This is a genomic window from Bradyrhizobium sp. STM 3561 (genome assembly GCF_045571455.1).
Classification (GTDB): Bacteria; Pseudomonadota; Alphaproteobacteria; order Rhizobiales; family Xanthobacteraceae; genus Bradyrhizobium; species Bradyrhizobium vignae.
In genome coordinates, this window is record NZ_CP120695.1 from 2398868 (window position 1) to 2419667 (window position 20800).

General features: G+C 64.2%; 19 protein-coding genes. 8 read left to right on the top strand and 11 right to left on the bottom strand.

The window, feature by feature from the left end:
• Window positions 1–236: 236 nt before the first annotated feature.
• The 4 genes from P6U28_RS11015 to radA all read right to left on the bottom strand — a co-directional run bounded on the left by P6U28_RS11015 (window position 237) and on the right by radA (window position 4930).
• Window positions 237–977, bottom strand: a complete 741-nt coding sequence (locus P6U28_RS11015; protein WP_122403609.1) for an SDR family NAD(P)-dependent oxidoreductase — start codon at window positions 975–977, stop codon at window positions 237–239.
• Window positions 978–1134: 157 nt separating this feature from the next.
• Window positions 1135–2658: an amidophosphoribosyltransferase gene (gene purF / locus P6U28_RS11020; RefSeq protein WP_122403608.1), complete on the bottom strand. Its 1524-nt coding sequence runs from the start codon at window positions 2656–2658 to the stop codon at window positions 1135–1137.
• A 28-nt stretch (window positions 2659–2686) separates the two neighbouring features.
• On the bottom strand, window positions 2687–3316 hold the full coding sequence (locus P6U28_RS11025) for a CvpA family protein (RefSeq protein ID WP_122403607.1): 630 nt from the start codon (window positions 3314–3316) through the stop codon (window positions 2687–2689).
• 168 nt (window positions 3317–3484) lie between these two features.
• Complete coding sequence (radA, locus tag P6U28_RS11030) at window positions 3485–4930, bottom strand: DNA repair protein RadA (protein ID WP_122403606.1); 1446 nt, start codon at window positions 4928–4930, stop codon at window positions 3485–3487.
• A 195-nt stretch (window positions 4931–5125) separates the two neighbouring features.
• On the opposite strand from radA, the gene P6U28_RS11035 reads away from it, so the two are divergent.
• Complete coding sequence (locus P6U28_RS11035; protein WP_122403605.1) at window positions 5126–6274, top strand: ABC transporter substrate-binding protein; 1149 nt, start codon at window positions 5126–5128, stop codon at window positions 6272–6274.
• Window positions 6274–8343: a putative bifunctional diguanylate cyclase/phosphodiesterase gene (locus P6U28_RS11040; RefSeq protein ID WP_407122208.1), complete on the top strand. Its 2070-nt coding sequence runs from the start codon at window positions 6274–6276 to the stop codon at window positions 8341–8343. Before P6U28_RS11035 ends, P6U28_RS11040 begins: the two co-directional genes overlap by 1 nt.
• 12 nt (window positions 8344–8355) lie before the next feature.
• Here the strand turns inward: P6U28_RS11040 and P6U28_RS11045 are convergent, their stop codons facing one another.
• Window positions 8356–9081: a sulfite exporter TauE/SafE family protein gene (locus tag P6U28_RS11045; RefSeq protein ID WP_122406716.1), complete on the bottom strand. Its 726-nt coding sequence runs from the start codon at window positions 9079–9081 to the stop codon at window positions 8356–8358.
• 367 nt (window positions 9082–9448) lie between these two features.
• Here P6U28_RS11045 and P6U28_RS11050 point away from each other — a divergent pair, with 367 nt between their 5' ends.
• On the top strand, window positions 9449–9817 hold the full coding sequence (locus tag P6U28_RS11050; protein WP_122403603.1) for a GFA family protein: 369 nt from the start codon (window positions 9449–9451) through the stop codon (window positions 9815–9817).
• 3 nt (window positions 9818–9820) lie between these two features.
• On the opposite strand, the gene P6U28_RS11055 is transcribed toward P6U28_RS11050, so the two are convergent.
• Window positions 9821–10591, bottom strand: a complete 771-nt coding sequence (locus P6U28_RS11055) for an exodeoxyribonuclease III (RefSeq protein ID WP_122403602.1) — start codon at window positions 10589–10591, stop codon at window positions 9821–9823.
• A 40-nt stretch (window positions 10592–10631) separates the two neighbouring features.
• Here P6U28_RS11055 and P6U28_RS11060 point away from each other — a divergent pair, with 40 nt between their 5' ends.
• A complete protein-coding gene (locus P6U28_RS11060; RefSeq protein WP_122403601.1) occupies window positions 10632–10853 on the top strand; it encodes a cysteine rich repeat-containing protein in 222 nt (73 codons plus the stop codon).
• A 134-nt stretch (window positions 10854–10987) separates the two neighbouring features.
• On the opposite strand, the gene alr is transcribed toward P6U28_RS11060, so the two are convergent.
• From alr to P6U28_RS11080, 4 genes are all read right to left on the bottom strand, one after another.
• A complete protein-coding gene (alr, locus tag P6U28_RS11065) occupies window positions 10988–12253 on the bottom strand; it encodes an alanine racemase (RefSeq protein WP_162500604.1) in 1266 nt (421 codons plus the stop codon).
• 106 nt (window positions 12254–12359) lie between these two features.
• Window positions 12360–13223, bottom strand: coding sequence for an SDR family NAD(P)-dependent oxidoreductase (locus P6U28_RS11070; protein WP_122403599.1), 864 nt, complete (start codon window positions 13221–13223; stop codon window positions 12360–12362).
• Window positions 13224–13272: 49 nt separating this feature from the next.
• Window positions 13273–13653, bottom strand: a complete 381-nt coding sequence (locus P6U28_RS11075; RefSeq protein ID WP_122403598.1) for a carboxymuconolactone decarboxylase family protein — start codon at window positions 13651–13653, stop codon at window positions 13273–13275.
• On the bottom strand, window positions 13650–15071 hold the full coding sequence (locus P6U28_RS11080) for an aldehyde dehydrogenase family protein (protein WP_122403597.1): 1422 nt from the start codon (window positions 15069–15071) through the stop codon (window positions 13650–13652). Before P6U28_RS11080 ends, P6U28_RS11075 begins: the two co-directional genes overlap by 4 nt.
• A 116-nt stretch (window positions 15072–15187) precedes the next feature.
• Here P6U28_RS11080 and P6U28_RS11085 point away from each other — a divergent pair, with 116 nt between their 5' ends.
• Window positions 15188–16249 (top strand): LysR family transcriptional regulator, encoded by a 1062-nt coding sequence (locus tag P6U28_RS11085; protein WP_407122212.1) that lies wholly within the window; start codon window positions 15188–15190, stop codon window positions 16247–16249.
• A gap of 37 nt (window positions 16250–16286) precedes the next feature.
• Here P6U28_RS11085 and P6U28_RS11090 read toward each other — a convergent pair whose 3' ends face one another.
• Window positions 16287–16553, bottom strand: a complete 267-nt coding sequence (locus P6U28_RS11090; RefSeq protein ID WP_122403595.1) for a hypothetical protein — start codon at window positions 16551–16553, stop codon at window positions 16287–16289.
• Window positions 16554–17623: 1070 nt separating this feature from the next.
• Between P6U28_RS11090 and P6U28_RS11095 the strand changes: the two genes are divergently transcribed.
• The 3 genes from P6U28_RS11095 to P6U28_RS11105 all read left to right on the top strand — a co-directional run bounded on the left by P6U28_RS11095 (window position 17624) and on the right by P6U28_RS11105 (window position 20788).
• On the top strand, window positions 17624–18142 hold the full coding sequence (locus tag P6U28_RS11095) for a DUF305 domain-containing protein (protein ID WP_407122213.1): 519 nt from the start codon (window positions 17624–17626) through the stop codon (window positions 18140–18142).
• 104 nt (window positions 18143–18246) lie between these two features.
• Entirely contained in the window at window positions 18247–19308 is a 1062-nt protein-coding gene (locus P6U28_RS11100) for an alpha/beta fold hydrolase (RefSeq protein WP_122406714.1), read from the top strand.
• A gap of 10 nt (window positions 19309–19318) precedes the next feature.
• On the top strand, window positions 19319–20788 hold the full coding sequence (locus tag P6U28_RS11105; protein WP_407123052.1) for a YncE family protein: 1470 nt from the start codon (window positions 19319–19321) through the stop codon (window positions 20786–20788).
• The last annotated feature ends 12 nt before the right edge of the window (window positions 20789–20800 follow it).

Consider the following 20800-nt stretch of genomic DNA (forward strand, 5'->3'; position numbering starts at 1 on the left):
CTCTTGCGGAGCCTTATTCCTGCTGTTGGCTCTACCGTGTCCGACGGCTGGCGGCAATGCGCCTAAAGCCGGATGACGCTGCGTCGCAGCGTGATCCGTCGGTTAACTTTTGGGCAAAATGCGTTGAGACGCTATTTGAGCGCGTCCGATGTCAGCTTGAATTTCTGGATGCGTTTTCCGGTATCGACCTCGGCGGTATCGTCGTCACCCGCGATGGTTCGACAAACCGCTCGCCTTCATGCTGGCGACTGAAAGCTCATCAAGGTGCGGGTCTTGTAATCGTAGAACTTGCCGGTCTCGGTCCAGTCGGGCGCGCACAGCGGGACGATGAATTCGGCAACCTGCTCGGGTGTGTCGAGCGTCGCAGGATCCTCGCCCGGCATGAACGTGGCGCGCATGCGGGTGCGGATCGGTCCCGGATTGAACAAATTGACGCGCAGTGGCGTGTTCGCGGTCTCCTGCGCCCAGGCGCGCGCCAGCGTTTCCAGCGCGGCCTTGGAGGCGGCGTAGGGACTGACATAGGCGGTCGCCTTGTTGGCGGCGCCCGAGGTGATGAACACTGCGCGGCCGGCGTCGGACTGCTTCAGCAGCGGCTCCATGCAGCGGATCAGCTGGAAGTTCGCGGAAACGTTGACGGCCATCACGTCGTTGAAGGCCTTCAGCTCGATGTGGCCGATCGGTGAAGAGGGCCCGAGCACGCCGGCATTGCCGACGAGGATGTCGAGCTTGCCGTAGCGCTCGTGCAGGCCGGCGCCGAGACGCGCGATGCCGTCGAAATCGGTGAGGTTGAGCGGCACCAGGGTGGCGCTGCCGCCGTCCTTGCGGATCTCGTCGTCGAGTTCTTCCAGCCCTCCTTGCGTGCGTGCGACCGCGACGATGTGCGCACCGGCTTTGGCAAGCGCGCGTGCCGTGGCGAAACCGATACCGCGCGAGGCGCCGGTGACGAGAGCGATGCGGTTGGCGAGGGGCTTTGTCATGTCGGGGTTTTACAGGCGTGGACGGCCGGGACAAGCCCCCACCACACCGTCATTCCGGGCGTGCGGAGCGCAACTTCGGAATCTCGAGGTTCTCAGATGCGGAAGTGCGCACCATAGTTCGGTCCTTACGGACCGCCCCGGGATGACGGCTGCGCCTTCAGCTCGCTTCCGCCAGCAGGGACAATTGCCGCGGCTGCGGCTCGGTCTGGGTCTGGTCGGTGAGGTGGGTCGGATAGGCCCCGGTGAAGCAGTGGTCCGAGAATTTCGGATTGGCGGGGTCGCGGCCGGGCTCGCCCATGGCGCGGTACATGCCGTCGATCGACAGGAAGGCGAGCGAGTCGGCGCCGATGATCTCGCGCATCTCCTCCAGCGAGTGTGTTGCGGCCAGGAGGCCGCCGCGGTCGGGCAGGTCGATGCCGTAATAATCCGGATAGAGGATCGGCGGCGAAGCGAGACGGAAATGCACTTCCTTGGCGCCGGCATCGCGCATCATGCGCACGATCTTCTTCGAGGTGGTGCCGCGCACCAGCGAGTCGTCGATCAGGATGATGCGCTTGCCTTCGATCGCGGCGCGGTTGGCCGAATGCTTCATGCGCACGCCGGATTCGCGGATCGCCTGCGTCGGCTGGATGAAGGTGCGGCCGACATAATGGTTGCGGATGATGCCGAGCTCGAACGGCACGCCGGAATGTTGGCTGTAGCCGACTGCGGCCGGCACGCCGGAATCCGGTACCGGCACCACGACGTCGATCGGCACGTGACTCTCGCGCGCGAGCTGCGCGCCGAAGGCCTTGCGCACCTCGTAGACCGAGCGGCCGTGAACGATGGAATCCGGGCGAGCGAAATAGATGTATTCGAAGATGCAGGGGCGCGGCGCCATCGGCGGGAACGGCTTGTGGATGTCCTGGCCGTTCTCGTCGAACACGATGACCTCGCCCGGCTCGATGTCGCGCACGAAGCGCGCGCCGATGATGTCGAGGGCGCAGGTCTCCGAGGTCAGGATCGGGCAGCCGTCGAGCTCGCCGAGCACGAGCGGGCGGATGCCGCGCGGATCGCGCGCGCCGACCAGCTTCTTGTTGGTCAGCGAGACCAGCGCGTAGGCGCCCTCGATCTCGCGCAGCGCGTCGATATAGCGCTCGATGAAACGGGCGCGCTTGGAGCGCGCGACCAGGTGCAGGATCACCTCGGTGTCGGTGGTCGACTGCATCATCGCGCCGTGCTTCACGAGCTCGCGGCGCAGCGTCAGGCCGTTGGTGAGATTGCCGTTGTGGGCCACTGCAAGGCCGCCGGCATTGAGCTCGGCGAATAGCGGCTGCACGTTGCGCAGGATGGTGGCGCCGGTGGTGGAATAACGGACATGGCCGACCGCCACACTGCCGGGCAGGCGGTCGATCACCTCGCGGCGGGAGAAGGTGTCGCCGACGAGGCCGAGGCGGCGTTCCGAGTGAAAGCGGCTGCCGTCGTAGGAGACGATGCCGGCGGCCTCTTGGCCGCGGTGCTGGAGGGCGTGAAGGCCGAGCGCGGTGATCGCGGCCGCATCAGGGTGACCGTAGATGCCGAAGACGCCGCATTCCTCGCGCAACGTATCGCCTTCCAGATCGTCCTGAAGTTCCAGCGCGGCCGGACCCGGACCGGCGTTTGGATCGAGATCAAGTTGGGCGTCCTGGTCAGGGTGTCGCATCTCGTCCGCGCCTCTCTTTAGGGCTCTATCAACGCGCCGCAGGTTTCTCGATCAGCTTTTTCATGCCGTCACGAGCAGATTTGCTGTATCCGTCGCCACTGCCCGAAGGCTGCTGCTCGGATTCAGCTTGATCATCATCTGGTTTGTTTTTCTTGAATCTCTTCAAGATGGTGTTCTCGGGATCATCAGGCAAGAGGGCCATCAGCCAATCCCCGGTTCCCTGGAGCACCACGCGCGACTTGGCCCCCGTGACCCAGTCCGGACGCTGCTTGTCCGGCACCAGCCAGGTGAAGAACAGGAAGGCGACCACGACGATCAAAAGGCCGCGAGCCAGGCCAAACAGGAAACCCAGGGTGCGGTCCAGCGCGCCGATGCGCGAATCCAGGATCATGTCGGAGATCCGGACCGTGATCACGGAGACCACGATCAGGGTGCCGACGAATACGCCCGCAACGACGACTACGCTCGCGACTGTGTCGTTGTTGAAATAGCTCTTGGCGGTCGGCAGCAGCTTCGAGAAGGAATAGAGCGTCACGATCGCAGCCGCACCCCAGGCTGCGATCGACAGGATTTCGCGCATGAAGCCGCGGACCATGGCGAGCAGGCCCGAAATCAGCATCACACCGAGCAGGATCAGGTCGAGGAGTGTTACTGGCATCGGCTGGTCTGGTCCGCTCGTACTTCAAAGATGCTCTAGCCGAATCGGTGTTTGGCCGTTGCCCTAAAAGAAGGGCAGACGGCGTTCCCGGCAAGGCCGCAACCACGCAATCCCATGCTGCTTTTGTGACGGCTGTATAGCGGTGGGGACCTGCGACGTCACCTCCAGCTAACCCTGTTCACGGCGGAATCTTGCCGGTGTGGCATTTTTCTCGGCCGGCGGGTTCGATTCGCTCCGGCGGGAGCCGCGGGCGGCGATCTCGGCCACCAACGTCGTCAGGCTGTTCACCGCGTTGAGCGACAATCCGGCATCGCCGCCCGCCTCGCCGCGGGCCGATTCGGGCAGCACGGCGCGCTGAAAGCCCAGTTTCGCCGCTTCCTTCAGCCGGGCCGGGGTCTGCGCCACCGGGCGCACCACGCCGGACAGCGAGATCTCGCCGAAATAGACCGCATCGGTCGGTAACTGCGCATTAACCAGGGACGACACCAGCGCCGCGGCAGCGGCGAGATCAGCCGCGGGCTCCTGGATGCGCAGGCCGCCCGCGACGTTCAGATAGACGTCGTGGCCGGACAGCTTGACCCCGCAATGGGCCTCCAGCACGGCCAGCACCATCGAGAGTCGGCTCGGGTCCCAGCCGACCACGGCCCGGCGCGGAGTGCCGAGCGAGGTCGGGGCGACCAGCGCCTGCAATTCGACCAGAACGGGCCTCGTGCCTTCGATGCCCGCAAAGACTGCCGTGCCGGGCGTGCCGAGATCGCGCTCGGACAGGAACAATTCGGAGGGGTTGGTGACCTCGCGCAGGCCGAGGCCCGTCATCTCGAACACACCGATCTCGTCGGTCGGCCCGAAGCGATTCTTCACGGCGCGCAGGATGCGGAATTGCTGCGAGCCTTCGCCTTCGAACGACATCACCGCGTCGACCATGTGCTCGACCACCCGGGGCCCTGCGATCTGGCCGTCCTTGGTGACATGGCCGACCAGGATGATGGCCGCTCCCGTCTTCTTGGCGAAGCGGATCAGCGCCTGGGCCGAAGCGCGCACCTGCGTCACCGTGCCGGGCGCGGACTCCACGGTGTCGGTCCACATGGTCTGGATCGAGTCGATCACGATCAGCCGGGGCACCGCGCCCTCCGACAGCGTCGAGACGATGTCCTCCACGGACGTTTCGGCCGCGAGCTGTACCGGCGCGTCCGACAGGCCGAGCCGCTCGGCGCGCAGCCGCACCTGGGCGACCGCCTCTTCGCCGGAGATGTAGACGACGCGATGGCCGGCGCGCGCCAGCAGGCTGGTCGCCTGCGTCAGCAGCGTCGACTTGCCGATACCGGGATCGCCCCCGACCAGCAGCACCGAGCCGCGGACAAAGCCGCCGCCGGTGACGCGGTCGAGCTCGGTCATCCCCGAGGACAGGCGCGGCGCATCCGGGCTTTTTCCGGCGAGACTCTCCAGCGCAAACGTCCGCCCCTTGCGCTTGGAGCGGATCGACACCGGCACGTTGCCGCCGGTGTCTTCTTCCGCGAGCGTACTCCACTCGCCGCAGGACTCGCATTTGCCCTGCCAGCGGTTATAGGCCGCGCCGCAGTTCTGGCAGACGAAGGAAAGGGTGGATTTGGCCATGAGGATAGCGAGTCGCGGGTTTCAGATTGCTGATAGCACGGAAATAGCGCCCTGATCGCCGGCGCTTCCATGATCTCGATTCGGCACGGTGGATATACCTTTCGTTAGCTCTGCGCTGCGGTGCCCGCTTGGATTTTGCCAAATGTTAGCGGACGCAGGTCCAATCTCGGAACCATTGGGGGGCGGCGAAGAGAAATGACGAGATTCTTGCGAATATTGCTCGCTGCGGGCATGGCCTGCGGCGTTTTCGCGTCCGCCGGCCGTAGCCTTGCCAAGCCCCTCGACATCGTCTTCGTCAACCCCGGCAAGACCGGCGAGGTCTTCTGGGACATGGTCGCGCAGAGCATGCAGGCTGCCGGCCGCAAGCTCGACGCGCATGTCGAGGTGCTGACCAGCGAGCGGAATTACCGCACCATGCAGGAGCTCGGCTTTAGCGTGGTGGCGCGTCCCGACAAGCCCGATTTCCTCATCCTGTCGAACGAGGAGTCCGCCGCCGTCCCGATCCTGGAGGCGGCCGAGGCTGCGGGCGTCAAGACGCTGCTGCTCTCGAACACGCTGATCGGCCAGGATGCGGCGCGTCTTGGACCGCCACGTCAGAAGCTCAAGACCTGGCTCGGCGACATCACCACCGATCTTCAAACCGCGGGCGCCCGGATGGCCAATGCGCTGATCGGCGTGGCGCGTGCCGAGAAATGGCAGAGCCCCGACGGCAAGATCCACATTCTCGGCATCGGCGGCGACGAGATCACGCCCGCCTCGATCGCCCGTAACGCCGGTCTCAAGCTCGCTGTGGATGCCGCGCCAGACGTCGTGGTGGACCGACTTCTGTTCGCCAACTGGACGGAGTCGGAGGCCGAGCGGGTCACAGCCAACTACCTGGGCTGGGCTTCTCGCAAGGAGATCCGGCCTGCCGGCATCTGGGCCGGAAACGATCCGATGGCACTCGGCGCGCTGCACGCGGTGATCGCTGCCGGTCTCGTGCCCGGTCGGAATATCCAGGTGGTGGGTCTCAACTGGTCCGAGGACGCGCTGCGCGAGATCAAGGCGGGTCGTCTGCTCCTGACCGACGGCGGGCATTTCCTGCTCGGCGGCTGGTCGATTGTTCTCCTGCGCGACTATGCCGACGGTTGCGATTTCGCAGCCGTTTCCCCCCGCGTCGAGGTCAAGACGTCGGCGATCACGCGCGACAATCTCGCTTCGATCGGCGACCTCATCAGGATGCGTGCGTTCGACCGGATCGACTTTACGCGGTTCCGGGCGAAGGCCGGCCGCTGCGGCCAATACGACTTCTCTCTCGATGCGCTCATCTCGTCGCTGCCGCTTGCCGAAGGCGTCACGGACTGATGCGCAAGGATGAGGCGATGATCGATCCGGACTGCAACCAGGAGGGAGCGCCACCGCGCTTGCGCTCGGTCGTCCACGCGATGATCTGGGCCACCGTGCCCGTTCTGCTGCTGGTGCAACTGCTCGCCTCCGCCGGCGTCGAAGCATCGAGCTTCTGGTCGCGGGTCAGGCAGCTCGACGCCCGCATGGTCCGCGTCGCCGAGAGCCGGGCCGAGCTGATCGCCGAGCCGCTCTGGAAGATGCGCTACGATCAGGTCACGGGCGTGCTCAACGAGATCATGCACGACGAGACCATCGCGGCGGCGGCGGTCTATGACGACACCGGCGCCGCGATCGCCCGCGTGGTCGCGCGCCCCGAAGGCCAGTCGGTCGCGGAGGTCTCGCGCCCCATCCACTACAGCAACGGCAACATGGCCGTTCAGGCCGGCCGCATCGCCATCGCCTATTCCCGTACGACGCTGTATGCGGATGCGGGCAGCCGCCTGGTGCTGCTGCTGGTCGTCGGCCTGCTCGCAACGTTTGCGACGCTGATCGCCATGCGGATATCAGCCAACATCTTCATCGGCAGGCCGCTCGCGGCCATGATGTGGGCGATCCAGCGCAGCAAGCAGGACGGCCGCGCCTATCCGGCCGACGTCACATCCTCGAACGAATTCGGTCAACTCGCGCGCGCCTTCAACGCCATGCAGCACACGACGTCAGGCGCGCTGGACCGGCTCGGGCACATGGCCACGCACGATCCGCTCACCGGGCTGCCGAACCGGCGCGCCCTGACCGAGCGCCTTGCCGTGGCAAGCGGGGACGGAGGCTCGCCGGATACGCTGGTCGCGTTCTGCTTCATCGATCTCGACGACTTCAAGGGCATCAACGACACCTTCGGTCACGAGGCCGGCGACGCGTTCCTGGTTCAGATTTCGCAGCGTCTTCGTGGCGCGGTCGAAGCGGAGGACTGGGTTGCCCGGCTCGGCGGCGACGAGTTCGTCGTCATTCGTCCCGAGGTGAGCAACGAGCAGGCCGCGCACGCATTCGCACAGCAGGTGCTCGATGCCATTTCCGAACCGATCCGGCTTCACGACAAGCAGGTGGTGCCGCGCGCCAGCATCGGTCTTGCCGTGCGCCACGCCGACGATCCGGAGCTGTCGCATCTGCCGACGCTCGCCGACATCGCGCTCTATCATGCCAAGAGCAAGGCGCCCGGCACGGTCGCCGTGCTGGACGAAGCGCTCCAGCGCGACTATCGCCGCCGCCGGGATATCGAGCTTGCCATTCCCACCGGTTTCGCCGAAGGGCAGTTCGAGGTCTGGTACCAGAGCCAGGTCGATCTCGAAAGCCACGAGGTCGTCGGTCTGGAAGCGCTGATCCGCTGGCGCCATCCTGAACATGGCTTGATCGGTCCCGGCGAATTCTTGCCGCTGATCGAGCGCAGCGGCAACAATGCGCGGCTGACCCGCTACGTGCTGACCGATGCCTGCCGGGCGTTGCAACGATTGGCAGCCGCCGGCAGGCCGCAGATCCGGATCGCGATCAATCTGCCGCCGTCCGAGCTTGCCGACCATTCGCTCGCCGCCGAGCTGCGCGCGACCTGCGCGCGCTTCGGTGTCGCGGCATCGCTGCTCGAACTCGAGATCACCGAGGGATCGCTGATCAACAACATCGCCAGCGCCTCCGAGACGCTGCATCGCCTGCGGCGCTTGGGCGCCACGATCGCACTCGACGATTTCGGCACCGGGTACTCTTCGCTCGCGCATCTCAGGCGCTTCCCGCTCGACAAGGTCAAGATCGACAAGGCGTTCATCCGGGAGATACCGGACAGCGCGGAAGACAAGGCCATCGTCGGCGTCATTGCATCGCTCGCCGGCACGCTGGGGCTGACCCTGGTCGCAGAAGGCATCGAGCGGGCCGATCAGGCCGAGGCCATGCGTGAGATGGGCGTGGGGCTCGGGCAGGGATTCCTCTATCAGCGGCCGCAGCCGCTCGAGGCCGTGCTGCACTGGCTCGACGGGCAGCCGGCGGCGGCGAGCCGCGTCATCACCGAGAGCCCATCGATCACCCCGGAATTCGCTGCCTGAGCCGCCGCCGTGTCACGGCTGAGCTGCGTTCCAAAGCATCGAGAGCCCGGCCGCGATCATGATCGCGTCCATCACGAGGCGGAACACGTCCGGCTTCAGATGCAGCACGAAACGTTTTGCGATGAAAGCGCCTGACATCAGTGAGGAGCCCGCGATCAGGCCCTTGATGAAGACGTCGCCCGTCAGCGCGCCGAAACGCTCGAAGGTCACTGATTTCGCGAAATAGAGGCCGAGCGAGGAGGCCGCCTCGGTGGCAAGGAAAGCGCCCTTGGACAGGCCATAGAACAGGAACAGCGGCACGCTGAGCGGGCCGGTCGAGACCACGATGCCGGTGAGATAGCCGATCACCGCGCCGCCGATCGCGAGATGCCAGAGATTGGCCTTCAGGTCATGCCGTGCCAGCCAGTGCCGCACCGGCACCATCGCGATCAGGAAGCTGCCGATGGCGAGATCGACCGCATGCGAGGGCAGCGCCAGCAACGTCCGCGCACCGAGTGCAGCCGCCGGAATGCCCGTCGCCGAATAGGCCGCGCAGGCCCGCCAATCGACCTCGCGCCACCACGCCAAAATCCGGGAAAAATTCGCCATCACCGAAGCCACGGCCATGATCGGCACGGCCTCCTTCGGCCCATAGGCATAGACCAGCACCGGCATCAGCATGATCGACGAGCCGGTGCCGACGATGCCTGAGATGGTGCCGGCGATGAGGCCGACGATGAGAACGAAGAGGAAGGCCAAGGCGATCTCCACGAATCGGGAGAGTTTAGCCGCGGGCCGCGCCCCGAGCGATGCGTTCTACGCGAGGGCAGCTATCGGGCAGTGCACCGGCCATCAGCAATAACGCGGATCGCGTCGAGCCTCCCGAAGAGTACTCGCCGCCGCCGAGAGGCACCTGTGGAGTTCCTGGATGCTGACATCCTGCCAGTGTTTTGCCCGACGAGTCAAACCGAACTCCGAATAAGCGCAAGTCATTGAACGGACAGGGGTCGGCTACTGTGCATGGGGTTGTTTTTCATATTTTTGTCCTGGCATCCCGCGCTGCTGACAGCATGTTGGCAGCAGGGGCGGGCTACGACCCTCTCCTGACAAATGGGGAGAGCGGATCATGCCGATCGAGGCGAGTTGTCATTGCGGTGAGACGGTGTTCGAGGTGACGGAGGCGCCTTCGAGCGTGACGCGCTGCACCTGCACGCTCTGCGCCAAGCGCGGCGCGCTGTGGGCCTATTACGCGCCGGCGCAGTTTCGATTGCTGTCACCGGCGGAGAACGTCGCGACGTATCTCTGGGGCAGCCGCACCGTCAAACACCATTTTTGCGCGGCTTGCGGCTGCGGCACCTATTCGGAGTCGCCGGACTGGTCGAGCGGCAAGCCCGACTTCGACAATCCCAAGGTCGCCGTCAATGCGCGCCTGTTCGACGACTTCGATCTCGATGCCGTGCCGGTGAACGTGATCGACGGCAGGAATTTGTGGTGAGGGTCACCGCAACACCACCCACGCCGGCGCATGATCGCTCGCGCCATCCTCGCCGCGAATGTTCTTGTCGACGCCGGCTTTGGCCAGACGCGGGGCGAGGGCGGGGCTGAGCAGGAGATGATCGAGCCGCAGGCCCGCATCGCGCAGCCAGCGGTTTCGCTTGTAGTCCCAGAAGGTGTAGATGCGCTGGCCCGGATGCAGCTCGCGGATCGCATCGCACCAGCCTTGTTCGACCAGCGCGGCGAACGCGGCGCGGCTCTTTGGCTGGATCAGCGCATCCTTGTCCCACGAGCGCGTCGGGTAGATGTCGATTTCCGTCGGCGCGACGTTGTAGTCGCCGGCGAGCACCACGGGCAGGTCGTGCTTGATGAAGGTCTTGGCGTGGCGCCTCAGCCGCGCGAACCAGTCGAGCTTGTAGTCGAATTTCGGTCCCGGCTGCGGATTGCCGTTCGGCAGATAGATGCTGGTGACGATGATGCCGCGCACGGCGGCTTCGATGTAGCGGGCTTCGAGATCGCTCGCCTTTCCCGGCAAGCGATCGCGGGTCATCACGGGCGCGGCGTTGCGGGCGAGGATGGCGACGCCGTTCCAGGTCTTTTGTCCACACCACACCGCGCCGTAGCCGGCCTTTTCGATGGCGGCCGCCGGAAATTCGCCATCACTTGCCTTCAACTCTTGAAGTGCGACGACGTCGGGCTTCGCGACGCGCATCCATGCCAACAGATTGGGCAGGCGGCGGTTGATGTTGTTGATGTTGAATGTCGCGATCTTCATGTAGAGCTAGCGGCTCCTGCCTTCCGTCACCGGAGATCCAATGTCCAAGTTGAGCTTTGTTGCCATCGCACTCGTCATCGCGTTCTCCGGAGGCGTATCGGCACAATCGTCCGATCCGCGCGGCGCGTGCAAGGCGGACTATGACAAATTCTGCGCCGGCGTCGCGCCGGGCGGCGGCCGCGTCGTTGCCTGCCTCAACGGCAAGCGCGATCAGCTCAGCGCTGCCTGCAAGACGGCGATCGACAGCCGGAAGAAGCAGTAGACCTCGCGTCCCGGACGCGCGGAGCGCGAGCCGGGACCGAGAAGGCGACACGGTATGCTGTTGAGAGATGGGCCCCGGCTCTGCAGCGCACTACGCCGCGAATCGCGGCGCGCTGCGTCCGGGGCACGAGTCGCTTAGCTCGGCGGTCGCGGAGGGTTTGCGGGCTGCTCGACCGGCGGCGGCTCGGCCGCTTGCACGAGTTCAGGCTTGACCAGCGGCTCGACAACATTGCCGCCCTTGTAGACGCGGGCATAGCGGTGGCCGAGGCTGGTCAGCACCTCGTAACCGATGGTGCCGAAATGGTGCGCGAGCTCGTCGACGGTGATGCCGTCTCCGAGCAGCGTCACCATGTGGCCGCGTCGCGCCGCGTTCGGCGGCAGGTCGGTGATGTCGATGGCAATCAGGTCCATGGAGATGCGGCCCGCGATCGGGCAGCGTTTGCCGGCCACGATGACCTCGGCGCCGCGGGTGCCGTCATTGGAGCTCGCGGCACGGAAATAGCCGTCGGCATAGCCGACCGCGATGATCGCAAGCTTGGTCGGCCGCCGCGCCGTCCAGGTACCGCCATAGCCGACGGTCTCGCCGCGCTCGATGGTGCGGATCTGCACGATGCGTGCCTTGAGGTCGACCACCTGCTGCATGGGATTGTCGGCTTCCGGGGTCGGGTTGACGCCATAGAGCGCAGCCCCCGGTCGCACCAGGTCGAACTGGAAGGGCGCGCCGAGGAAGATGCCGGAGGAATTGGCAAGGGCCGCCGGGACGCCCGAGAACTCACTGGCGATGCTGCGGAAGGTCGCGAGCTGTCTTGCATTGATCGGGCTGTTGAGCTGCTCGGCCGAGACCAGATGGCTCATCACCAGCGTGATGCCGTGATCCCCGGCGTTGATGCGGGGGATGATGGCCTGCGCATCCGATAAGGTCAGGCCGAGCCGATTCATGCCGGTGTCGATGTGAACGGCAGCGCCTCCGTTCCAGCCGGTGCGGCGGCAGAACACGTCCCATTCGGCGAGCTCGTTGAGATCGCCGATCACGGGCCGGCAGTTGATCTGGGCATAGTGCTCGCCGGTGTTCTGGAAATAGCCGCCGAGCACGTAGATCGTGGGTTCCGGAACGGCTGCGCGCACCTTGCGCGCTTCCTCGATGGTGGCAACGAAGAAGGTCTTGCAGCCGGCCTTGCTCAGCGCGCGCGAGACCTCGGCGGCGCCGCAGCCATAGGCGTCGGCCTTGATCACCGCCGCGCATTCCGCCGGCACCGCCGTCTTCTCGAGCTTGCGCCAATTGGCGATGATCGCGTCGAGATCGACGGTCAGCACGCCGCCATAGGCGGCGAGCGCGGCAGCCTGATTGGCCTCTGCGGAGAGAGGGCCGGATTGCGGGATCGTTTTCGGGTCGGACGCCATTGTCATGGCGCCGTTTTACGCAAGAGGCCCGTGCCGTTCAACCCGGGTGCACGATCTAGCCAACGCGGCCAATAATCTCACCCGTTGCCCGGTCCCTGCTCCGCTATCACGTCGCCGGAATATCTATCGGGAACGCTTCAGCGAAGTCGGCAGAGGCGCTGACACCTTGCCAACGGGTAGCATCAGCGATCTGTTGGGTCGCGTACGCGATCGCGCTGGAGGCAGCGTAGGCGCCAAGCGGCAGGTGTGAAGGCACGTCGCGGCGAGCTACCGTGCGGACCAGAATGTCCGCCGCCCGCGCCGGGTCGCCAGCCCGCATGAGGTCATGGGAGCGCATCATGTCGGCCGAGACGCCGACCGTGGCCGCATAGTTCTGGTCAACCGCATCGATCTGCATCGAGGATCCTGCCCAATCGGTGGCGAAGCCGCTCGGCTCGATGACGAGGCAGCGGATACCAAACGGCGCCACTTCGGCGGCCAGGACGCGGGTGAAGCCATCGACTGCGAACTTGGCCGCCTGGTAGGAGCCCAGTCCCGGCGTGCCCCCTACGCGACCGCCGATCGATGAGAATTGAACGATCGTTCCCGATTTCTGCTCGCGCAGCACCGGCACCGCCGCCCGGGTGACATTGTAGACGCCCCAGAAGTTGGTCTCAAACTGGGCGCGAAAATCGCCGTCGGGGATGGTTTCGATCGGGCCGACATTGGCGTAGCCGGCGTTGTTGACGACCACATCAAGTCGGCCGAACCGCTCGACCGCTGCCGCAATGGCGCTGAGGGCGGCGGCCGCGTCGGTGACGTCCAGCGCGAGCGGCATCACGGCCGACCCAAACTGCTCCGTGAGGTCCGAGAGTTGTTCCGGACGCCGGGCCGTAGCGACGACGTTATGACCAGCCTCCAGCGCAGCGAGTGTGATCGCGCGGCCAAAGCCGCGTGTCGATCCGGTAATGAACCAAACCTGCTTATCCATTCCAAACCCTTCTGTTGATCGCAATTTACGTGAATTGCGACTTGGCTGATCAGCCGCGATGCTCGCCAAGGATTTGCCGCCATCGGTCAGCCGCGCGCCAGGCAGCCGGCAGGCCCGCATAGGGAGCGGCCTGTATGATCGCCTCGTCGATCTCCTGGCGCGAGAGGCCGTTGGCGAGACCTGCCTGGAGGTGATTGCCGAGTTCTTCCGTTAACCCGAGCGCGATCAGGACGCCCATGGTGACAAGGCTGCGTTGTGCGCGGCTGAGCCCTTCGCGCGACCACACCCCGGCAAAGACGAAGTCGCACGACAATTCGGCCAGCGCGCCCTGCGCCCCTACGGCGCCGATCTTTTCCGCCATGGATTTAGCGGCGGCTTCGCCCCTGATCTCGGCCAGCACGCGCAGACCCTCCTGCGTGCTCGGCTTCATGCAGGCACCGACTCTAGCAACGTTTTCGGCTCCAAATAGGACTGGAGGCCGAAGATACCGAACTCGCGGCCGATGCCCGACTGCTTCACGCCGCCGAAGGGCGCCCGCACGTCGGGCGCAGCCCCATTGATGCCAATCGTGCCCGCCTCTAGCCGGTCCGCGATCGCGTGGATGCGCTTCGTATCCTGGCCGAGGATGTAGGCGCACAGGCCGTAGGGCGTGTCGTTGGCGATGCGGATCGCCTCCTCATCGTCGCGATAGGTGAGCACGCACAGCACCGGGCCGAAGATCTCTTCGCGCGCGATTACCATGTCGTTAGTGACGTCGGCGAACAGGGTTGGCCGCACGCAGAAGCCGCCCGTTCCCTCCGGGTGACCCTCGCCGCCCGTGACCAGGGTCGCACCCGCGTCGATGCCCGCGCGGATATAGTGCTGGACCCGATCATATTGGGTCCGGCTGACCATGGGACCGATCACAGTCTCGGGGTCGCGCGGATCGCCGGACGTCATCTGCTCGACCGCCGCCTTGAGCGCGGCCACCGCTTCGTCGCGCCGCGATGCCGGCACTAGGATGCGGGTGCCGTTGACACACGCCTGGCCACTATTGCCCATGCCGATCCGGGCGGCGACGGGTATCATGCTGGCGAAGTCGACATCGTCGAGAACGATCGTCGGCGACTTGCCACCGAGTTCCAGCGTCACTCGCTTCATGGTATCGACGGCAGCGCGCTGGATCGACTTGCCCACGGGAGTGGACCCGGTGAACGAGATCTTGGCGACGCCGGAGTTCACGGTGAACTCGGCGCCGACCACATCGCCGCGCCCGGTGACGACGTTGAACACGCCGGGCGGTGCGCCCGCCTCGTGGAGCGCCTCCACCAGCACCTGCGTCTGCCAGGCGCTCATTTCGCTCGGCTTGAGGACGGCCGTGCAACCCGCGGCGAGTGCGTAGGCGAGCTTGGTACCGATGAAGCCGGCATTGTTGTTCCACGGCATGATGAGCGCAGCAACCCCAATCGGCATCATCCGCACCCGTGACTGGCCGACTGAAAGCTCCAACTCGGTCTGTTCGAGCGCGTCGGCCGCATGGCGGTAGGCATCGGCGGCGTGCGTCACCATGAAACCGGACCGCGCGACGGGAGCGCCGAATTCCTGTGCAATCGCGTCTTGCAGGCGATCCTTATGGCGCGTCACCGCCTCGTGCATCCGGTGAAGTAGCGCGATGCGCTCGGCCTTGTCGGTCCGAGACCAAGCGGGGAACGCGCGTCCCGCCGCAGCGATCGCCGCCTTCGCATCCTCGCGATCACCGAGCCGAACTGTTCCAGTAAGCTCGCCGGTGAAGGGGTTGTGCAGATCGAACAGCTCCGTGCCATGCGGCTCCACAAAACGTCCGTCGATGTAAATTTCGTCGATATTCATTGCATCTCCATGTCGTTGGACAGGACGTAGCATCCGGGGCATGCTACGATAAGTGCGACTATGCATGACACGCTGTCATGGAAACAGGATCAATGCGGTACTCAGGACTGTTGGAATTGGAAGCTGTCGTCGCCGTGGCACGACTGGGCGGCTTCCGTGCGGCGGCACGCGACCTGGGCGTGTCACCGACTGCTGTCAGCAATGCGGTCGCTGGTTTGGAGGAGCGGATTGGCACGCGGCTGTTCAACCGGACAACGCGGAGCGTGACGCCGTCGGACGCGGGCTCGCGATTCATCGCCACGATCGCGCCGGCGCTGGCTGAAATCCAGGGTGCGATGGCAACGCCCGAGGCGAGCGACGCGGAACCGCGCGGCACGCTCAGGATTAATTGCGCGGTCGCGGTCGCCGATCACATCGTCCTGCGGCATTTGCTTGACTTCCGCGCGCGCCATCCGGCAGTGACGGTTGATCTCATCACGGAAGATCATCTGATCGACATCGTCGCGCACGGTTGCGACGCCGGTATACGCACGCGCGACGCGGTCCCCCGCGACATGATGTCGATCCCGTTCGGGCCGGATCTTCGCTTCGTCGTCGCGGCCTCGCCAGATTATCTGCGCGCCAACGGAACGCCGACGGTGCCAGGCGAACTCATGGATCACCAATGCATCCGCGCGCGCTGGCCGAGCGGCCCCATGTATCGATGGGAGTTCCGCGGAGAGGGCAAGCCGCTGACGATCGACGTGCCGGGTACGCTCATCCTCGACGATCCGCGTCTCATGCGACAGGCAGCGCTCGCCGGGGCAGGCTTTGCCTATCTCTGGGAGGCGCATGTCGGAGACGATCTCGCAGCCGGCCGGCTCGTCGCGGTGCTCGACACGTGGGTGCCGACCTCGCCGGGCCTCGCGCTTTATCACCCTGGCCGGAGGCATGTTCCTCCCGCTCTGCGCGCCTTCACCGCTGCGCTGGTTGGGGCTGAAGGGAGACGACCAAGGCCCATAAGCGGGATTCCTTCGGCAACCGGAATGTGCTTCAGGCTCCGCATCAGCGGGAGCGTGGATTTCAGCGAATTCTGGTTGAGCGAGGAGCAATTCGAGCGGCTTCGGCCACTGCTGCCCAACGAGGTGCGAAGTCAAATTGTCCGGCCAGCCCTGACCGACAAAGCACCGAGCGCTTAGTCTGATGAAATCGACCAACGCTGGGTTCGAGGGTCATTCATGATGGACGAGATTGTTTTAACCCAACGCACAGATCGTTCAATTCGATCTGACGGGTGGTGATTATCACCTGTCGAGCGCCCTCACTAACTGCGCCCATCGCCTGCAGGGCGTCGAGAACGAGGTTAAGCACGACTTGCTGGAGTTGGACCCGATCACCTGCAATGATAGGCAGACCTTTCGGGAGTTGGCTCTCCACTGAGACTCCGTTCTTCAGTGCTTCTCCTCGGGTAAGGTCAATCACTTCCTGCAGATCCTCGTTCATATCCACCCTAATCGGGCCGACGCTTTCTGCATAAGCGCACGCATTCGACCGACGATGGCACCAACTCGGTCAGCGTCCTTAACAGCAGCGGCGAACGCTTCTCTGACCTCCTGCAAATCCGGAGGGTTCCGATCCAAGACATGCAGCGCCGCAATGACGTTGTTGCGCCCCGCTGCAATCGGCTGATTGACCTCGTGTGTGATAGAGGCGCTTAGTTCCCCAATCGTTACGAGGCGGTTCAGATTACGTTTCGGTAATCCGCCCTGCGAGCAGCATCTAAACGGCGTCCATCACAAACCTTCGATTAGGGCAAGCTAACCCAGCCGAGCCGGAATAAAACGCCGCGCGATTCGTCATGACGAGAGCGCAACGGGTGGCGGCAGTGAGGGTAAACGTCCTCGCGCTTGCTGAAGCCCAAACCCAAAGGAGACGTTCGATGACTCCAATTCAACTCTTTTCGGCGGGATTGATTGCGGTCGCCATGCTCACAACATCAGCCGCGGCTCACGAGACCTCAGCGGCCGAGCGATACGTCGTACAGACGCACCATGCGAAGTCCGCGCCGGCGGACCACTGGCTCTACAGTCATCCCCGGATGCCGGCACTGGCCACCGCGAAATCCGACCTGTCGCTCCAGAACCAGCCCGGAGGCGTTTGCGACGCCGGCGATAATCCGCGAATCTGTTGAGCCCGGTTGGTAAGGGCGGGTTAGCGAAGCGTAACCCAGCGCCGTATTGCGAGAGAGAGGCGGATTTGGCTTTGCGGGAAAAGCTGAGCCCAATCCGCCGCTTGGACGGGCAAATCGGCGGGTTGGCACCCTTCAAGATGCGATGGACGTAATCGGCCAGCTTCGGGGCATGTCCTTTCGGCCCGATAAATGCGAGCCCGCCGCTAGGTGCCAGCAATCCTAACGTCTATGTGATCGGTCTCCCTGGACGATCCTTTGTCCTTGCAACGATTGCGCTTTTCAAGATTCGGCGAGCCGCCGCTCCGGAGTTTCTTGCAGGCGCGGCGGAATAAGACGCCCCCCGGCACGTCACACCCCCAACACACCAGTCATGGAGCTGACAATGCATCAGTCATCGTTTCGCGGCGTCGCAATGGCATTCTTGGGCCACCTCCCTAAGCATGGTCTCGGCGCTGCGTTCCTCGGCGCGCGCCTTCTTGTCGCGGTTGCCCTTCCGTCACATGTGATGGCGCAGGAACACCACCCGCCTGCGTCGCCGGCAGCCACCGTCGACGAAGCTCCGTTCTGGAAAGAGAACGAGGCGGCAATGATCAAGATGATGAACGATATGGCGATCAAGCCGACCGGCGATATCGATCGCGATTTCGTAGCAATGATGATCCCTCATCATCAGGGCGCGATCGAGATGGCGGTCAGCGAATTGCGCTATGGCAAGAACGAACAGCTGCGGCGCATCGCGCAGGAGATCATTGTCGACCAGGTTCAGGAAATCGCGGCCATGAAACTTGCTATTGGCGAATCCGTAGCGAATTCCACGCCTGCTCCAACGCAACAGCAACCGGCTTCCAGTCCGGCGCAACATCACCACTCCGGCATGCAGATGGACACGCCATTACGGTAACGAGGCCTCCAGCTGGTGAATTGATCGTGGCATTGCAAACCAAACCGGCAAGGGCGGGCGAACTCATCAGCGCACGAAGATGCAACGATCAGGAGAACATCAAGATGTCAGAAAAGATCAATCACGATCGGCGGCGCTTCTTCGGCACAGCAGCGACGATCCTCGCCGCCGCCCAATTCGCCCTCAACGACTCCGCCGACGCGCAATCAGCGAGCAAGAAGACTTGGGATGCGCGCACCTTCAAGCCGAGCACGAACACCTCGTTCGCGTCGCTGAAGCAAGTCGACGCAGGGCTTCTCAATGTCGGCTACGCCGAAGCCGGTCCCGCCGACGGCGCGCCCGTCATCCTACTGCATGGCTGGCCCTACGACATTCACAGTTTTGCCGATGTCGCGCCCTTGCTGGCGTCGGCGGGTTATCGCGTGGTTGTGCCCTATTTGCGCGGTTACGGCACCACGCGCTTTCTCTCGGATGCGACGATCCGCAACGGCCAGCCGTCGGCAGTCGCCGTCGATACTATCGCGCTGATGGACGCGCTCGGGATCGAGCAGGCGACGCTCGCCGGTTTCGACTGGGGCGCGCGGACGGCTAACATCGTCGCGGCACTCTGGCCGGAACGCTGCAGGGCCATGGTCTCGGTGAGCGGTTATCTGATCGGCAACCCCGAAGCCGAAAAGAAACCACTGCCTCCAAAGGCCGAGTTGCAATGGTGGTACCAATTTTATTTCGCGACCGAACGCGGGCGAGACGGCTATGACAAATATCGTCACGACTTCTCCAAGCTGATCTGGCAGCTCGCGTCGCCGAAGTGGGCGTTCGACGACGCCACCTTCGATCGCAGCGCGAAGGCATTCGACAATCCCGATCATGTCGCGGTCGCGATCCATAATTACCGCTGGCGGCTCGGCCTCGCCGAGGGCGAACGGAAATACGACGATCTGGAGAGAAGGCTCGCCCAGCGTCCGGTTATCACCGTGCCGACCATGACCATGGAAGGTGACGCGAACGGTGCGCCGCATCCCGACCCTGCGACCTATGCAAAGATGTTTTTCGGCAAATATTCGCACCGGACCATCACGGGCGGCATCGGGCACAATCTGCCGCAGGAGGCTCCTCAAGCCTTTGCCGAAGCGGTGGCTGACGTCACGAAAGCTGCTGGCCTTTAACCAAAGGATGATGAAAATGAGCAAGCTGTTCTCAATCGCCAAAAGCCTTCTTCTTGCAAGCACGATGCTTGCGGCCTGTGGCAGTGCGTGGGCGGGCCAGGCGCCCGGCGCGCTATCCGCGCCTGATGTCCCGATCAGCCATCACGACCGCGTTTATGCCGCGGAACAGTTCTCCAACACGGTCTCGGTGACTGACCCGGTCGATAACAAGCTCCTCGGCGTGATCAGGTTGGGAGATCCGCAGCCAGCCAATTTCAGCCCTCTCTACAAGGGCCAGGTTCTCGTCCATGGCATGGGCTATTCGCCCGATCATCGCACGCTGGCCGTGGTTTCGATCGGATCGAATTCCGTGACCTTTATCGACACTGCCACGAATGCCGTGAAACATATGACCTATGTCGGCCGCTCTCCGCATGAAGCGTTCTTCACTCCCGACGGCACGGAGGTCTGGGTAACTGTGCGCGGCGAGAACTATATCTCCGTGATTGACAGCAAGACCTTCACGGAGAAGACGCGCATCACGACGCCTAACGGGCCCGGCATGCAGATCTTCTCGCCCGACGGCAAATACGGCTATATCTGCTCGTCCTTCAATCCGGAAACCGACGTCGTATCCGTCGCTGACCACGAAATCATTGCAAAGGTCCAGCAGGAAAGCCCGTTCTGTCCGAACATCGCCGCGACGCCGGACGGGAACCAGGTGTGGTTCACGCTCAAGGATGTCGGCAAGACCCAGGTGTTCAACGCCAGGCCGCCGTTCAACCTGATCAAGACGATCGACACAGGCCCGATCACCAACCACGTGAACTTCGCTCATACGGCGAAGGGAACGTTTGCCTATGTAACAATCGGCGGCTTGAACGAAGTCAAGGTATTCCGCACCGACGATTTTTCGCAAGCCGCAACCATCCCGGTCGGGAATCTTCCGCACGGCGTGTGGCCGTCCGGCGACGGGTCGCGCATCTATGTTGGACTGGAGAATGCCGATGCACTCGCGGCCATCGACACTGCAAGCAACACCGTGATCGCAAACATTCCAGTCGGACAAGCGCCCCAGGCGATTGCCTATGTGCCCAATGCTGCTCCAGATCCCGACGATCGCCAGAACCTGCAGCCTCTTGGTGTCGCCGCCCAGGCCTCGCATCTGTCGCTTGCGGCAAAGGACGCCAAGGACGGACAGCCGCCGACCAACGTTGCGCTGTTCGATCAGGGATTGATCCAGGTGTTGCAGGCGTCCGTCACGGGGCTCGAGCCAAAGCAGAAGTACGTGCTCGCGCTGGCCGATCGCGCGGACGGGGGTGGTCCCCTGCAACCGCTGGCGGCCTTCATGACCAATCCGGCGGGATCGGCGATCGTTACTGCGACCGGTCCGATCCGGCAAACCGTCAAAGATCCCGCGCCCCCGGAGCGGCGCTACCTGGTGATTGCCCCCGGAGATATGACGACGTTCGGAGAGGCAGTACAGGTGCAGACCCGATAGTGCTAGAGTAAT

What these genes read in the sequence shown, in the direction of transcription:
- P6U28_RS11015 (WP_122403609.1), bottom strand. Translation starts at nt 977, where the DNA reads ATGACAAAGCCCCTCGCCAACCGCATCGCTCTCGTCACCGGCGCCTCG.
- purF (WP_122403608.1), bottom strand. Translation starts at nt 2,658, where the DNA reads ATGCGACACCCTGACCAGGACGCCCAACTTGATCTCGATCCAAACGCC.
- P6U28_RS11025 (WP_122403607.1), bottom strand. Translation starts at nt 3,316, where the DNA reads ATGCCAGTAACACTCCTCGACCTGATCCTGCTCGGTGTGATGCTGATT.
- radA (WP_122403606.1), bottom strand. Translation starts at nt 4,930, where the DNA reads ATGGCCAAATCCACCCTTTCCTTCGTCTGCCAGAACTGCGGCGCGGCC.
- P6U28_RS11035 (WP_122403605.1), top strand. Translation starts at nt 5,126, where the DNA reads ATGACGAGATTCTTGCGAATATTGCTCGCTGCGGGCATGGCCTGCGGC.
- P6U28_RS11040 (WP_407122208.1), top strand. Translation starts at nt 6,274, where the DNA reads ATGCGCAAGGATGAGGCGATGATCGATCCGGACTGCAACCAGGAGGGA.
- P6U28_RS11050 (WP_122403603.1), top strand. Translation starts at nt 9,449, where the DNA reads ATGCCGATCGAGGCGAGTTGTCATTGCGGTGAGACGGTGTTCGAGGTG.
- P6U28_RS11055 (WP_122403602.1), bottom strand. Translation starts at nt 10,591, where the DNA reads ATGAAGATCGCGACATTCAACATCAACAACATCAACCGCCGCCTGCCC.
- P6U28_RS11060 (WP_122403601.1), top strand. Translation starts at nt 10,632, where the DNA reads ATGTCCAAGTTGAGCTTTGTTGCCATCGCACTCGTCATCGCGTTCTCC.
- alr (WP_162500604.1), bottom strand. Translation starts at nt 12,253, where the DNA reads ATGGCGTCCGACCCGAAAACGATCCCGCAATCCGGCCCTCTCTCCGCA.
- P6U28_RS11070 (WP_122403599.1), bottom strand. Translation starts at nt 13,223, where the DNA reads ATGGATAAGCAGGTTTGGTTCATTACCGGATCGACACGCGGCTTTGGC.
- P6U28_RS11075 (WP_122403598.1), bottom strand. Translation starts at nt 13,653, where the DNA reads ATGAAGCCGAGCACGCAGGAGGGTCTGCGCGTGCTGGCCGAGATCAGG.
- P6U28_RS11080 (WP_122403597.1), bottom strand. Translation starts at nt 15,071, where the DNA reads ATGAATATCGACGAAATTTACATCGACGGACGTTTTGTGGAGCCGCAT.
- P6U28_RS11090 (WP_122403595.1), bottom strand. Translation starts at nt 16,553, where the DNA reads ATGAACGAGGATCTGCAGGAAGTGATTGACCTTACCCGAGGAGAAGCA.
- P6U28_RS11095 (WP_407122213.1), top strand. Translation starts at nt 17,624, where the DNA reads ATGCATCAGTCATCGTTTCGCGGCGTCGCAATGGCATTCTTGGGCCAC.
- P6U28_RS11100 (WP_122406714.1), top strand. Translation starts at nt 18,247, where the DNA reads ATGTCAGAAAAGATCAATCACGATCGGCGGCGCTTCTTCGGCACAGCA.
- P6U28_RS11105 (WP_407123052.1), top strand. Translation starts at nt 19,319, where the DNA reads ATGAAAATGAGCAAGCTGTTCTCAATCGCCAAAAGCCTTCTTCTTGCA.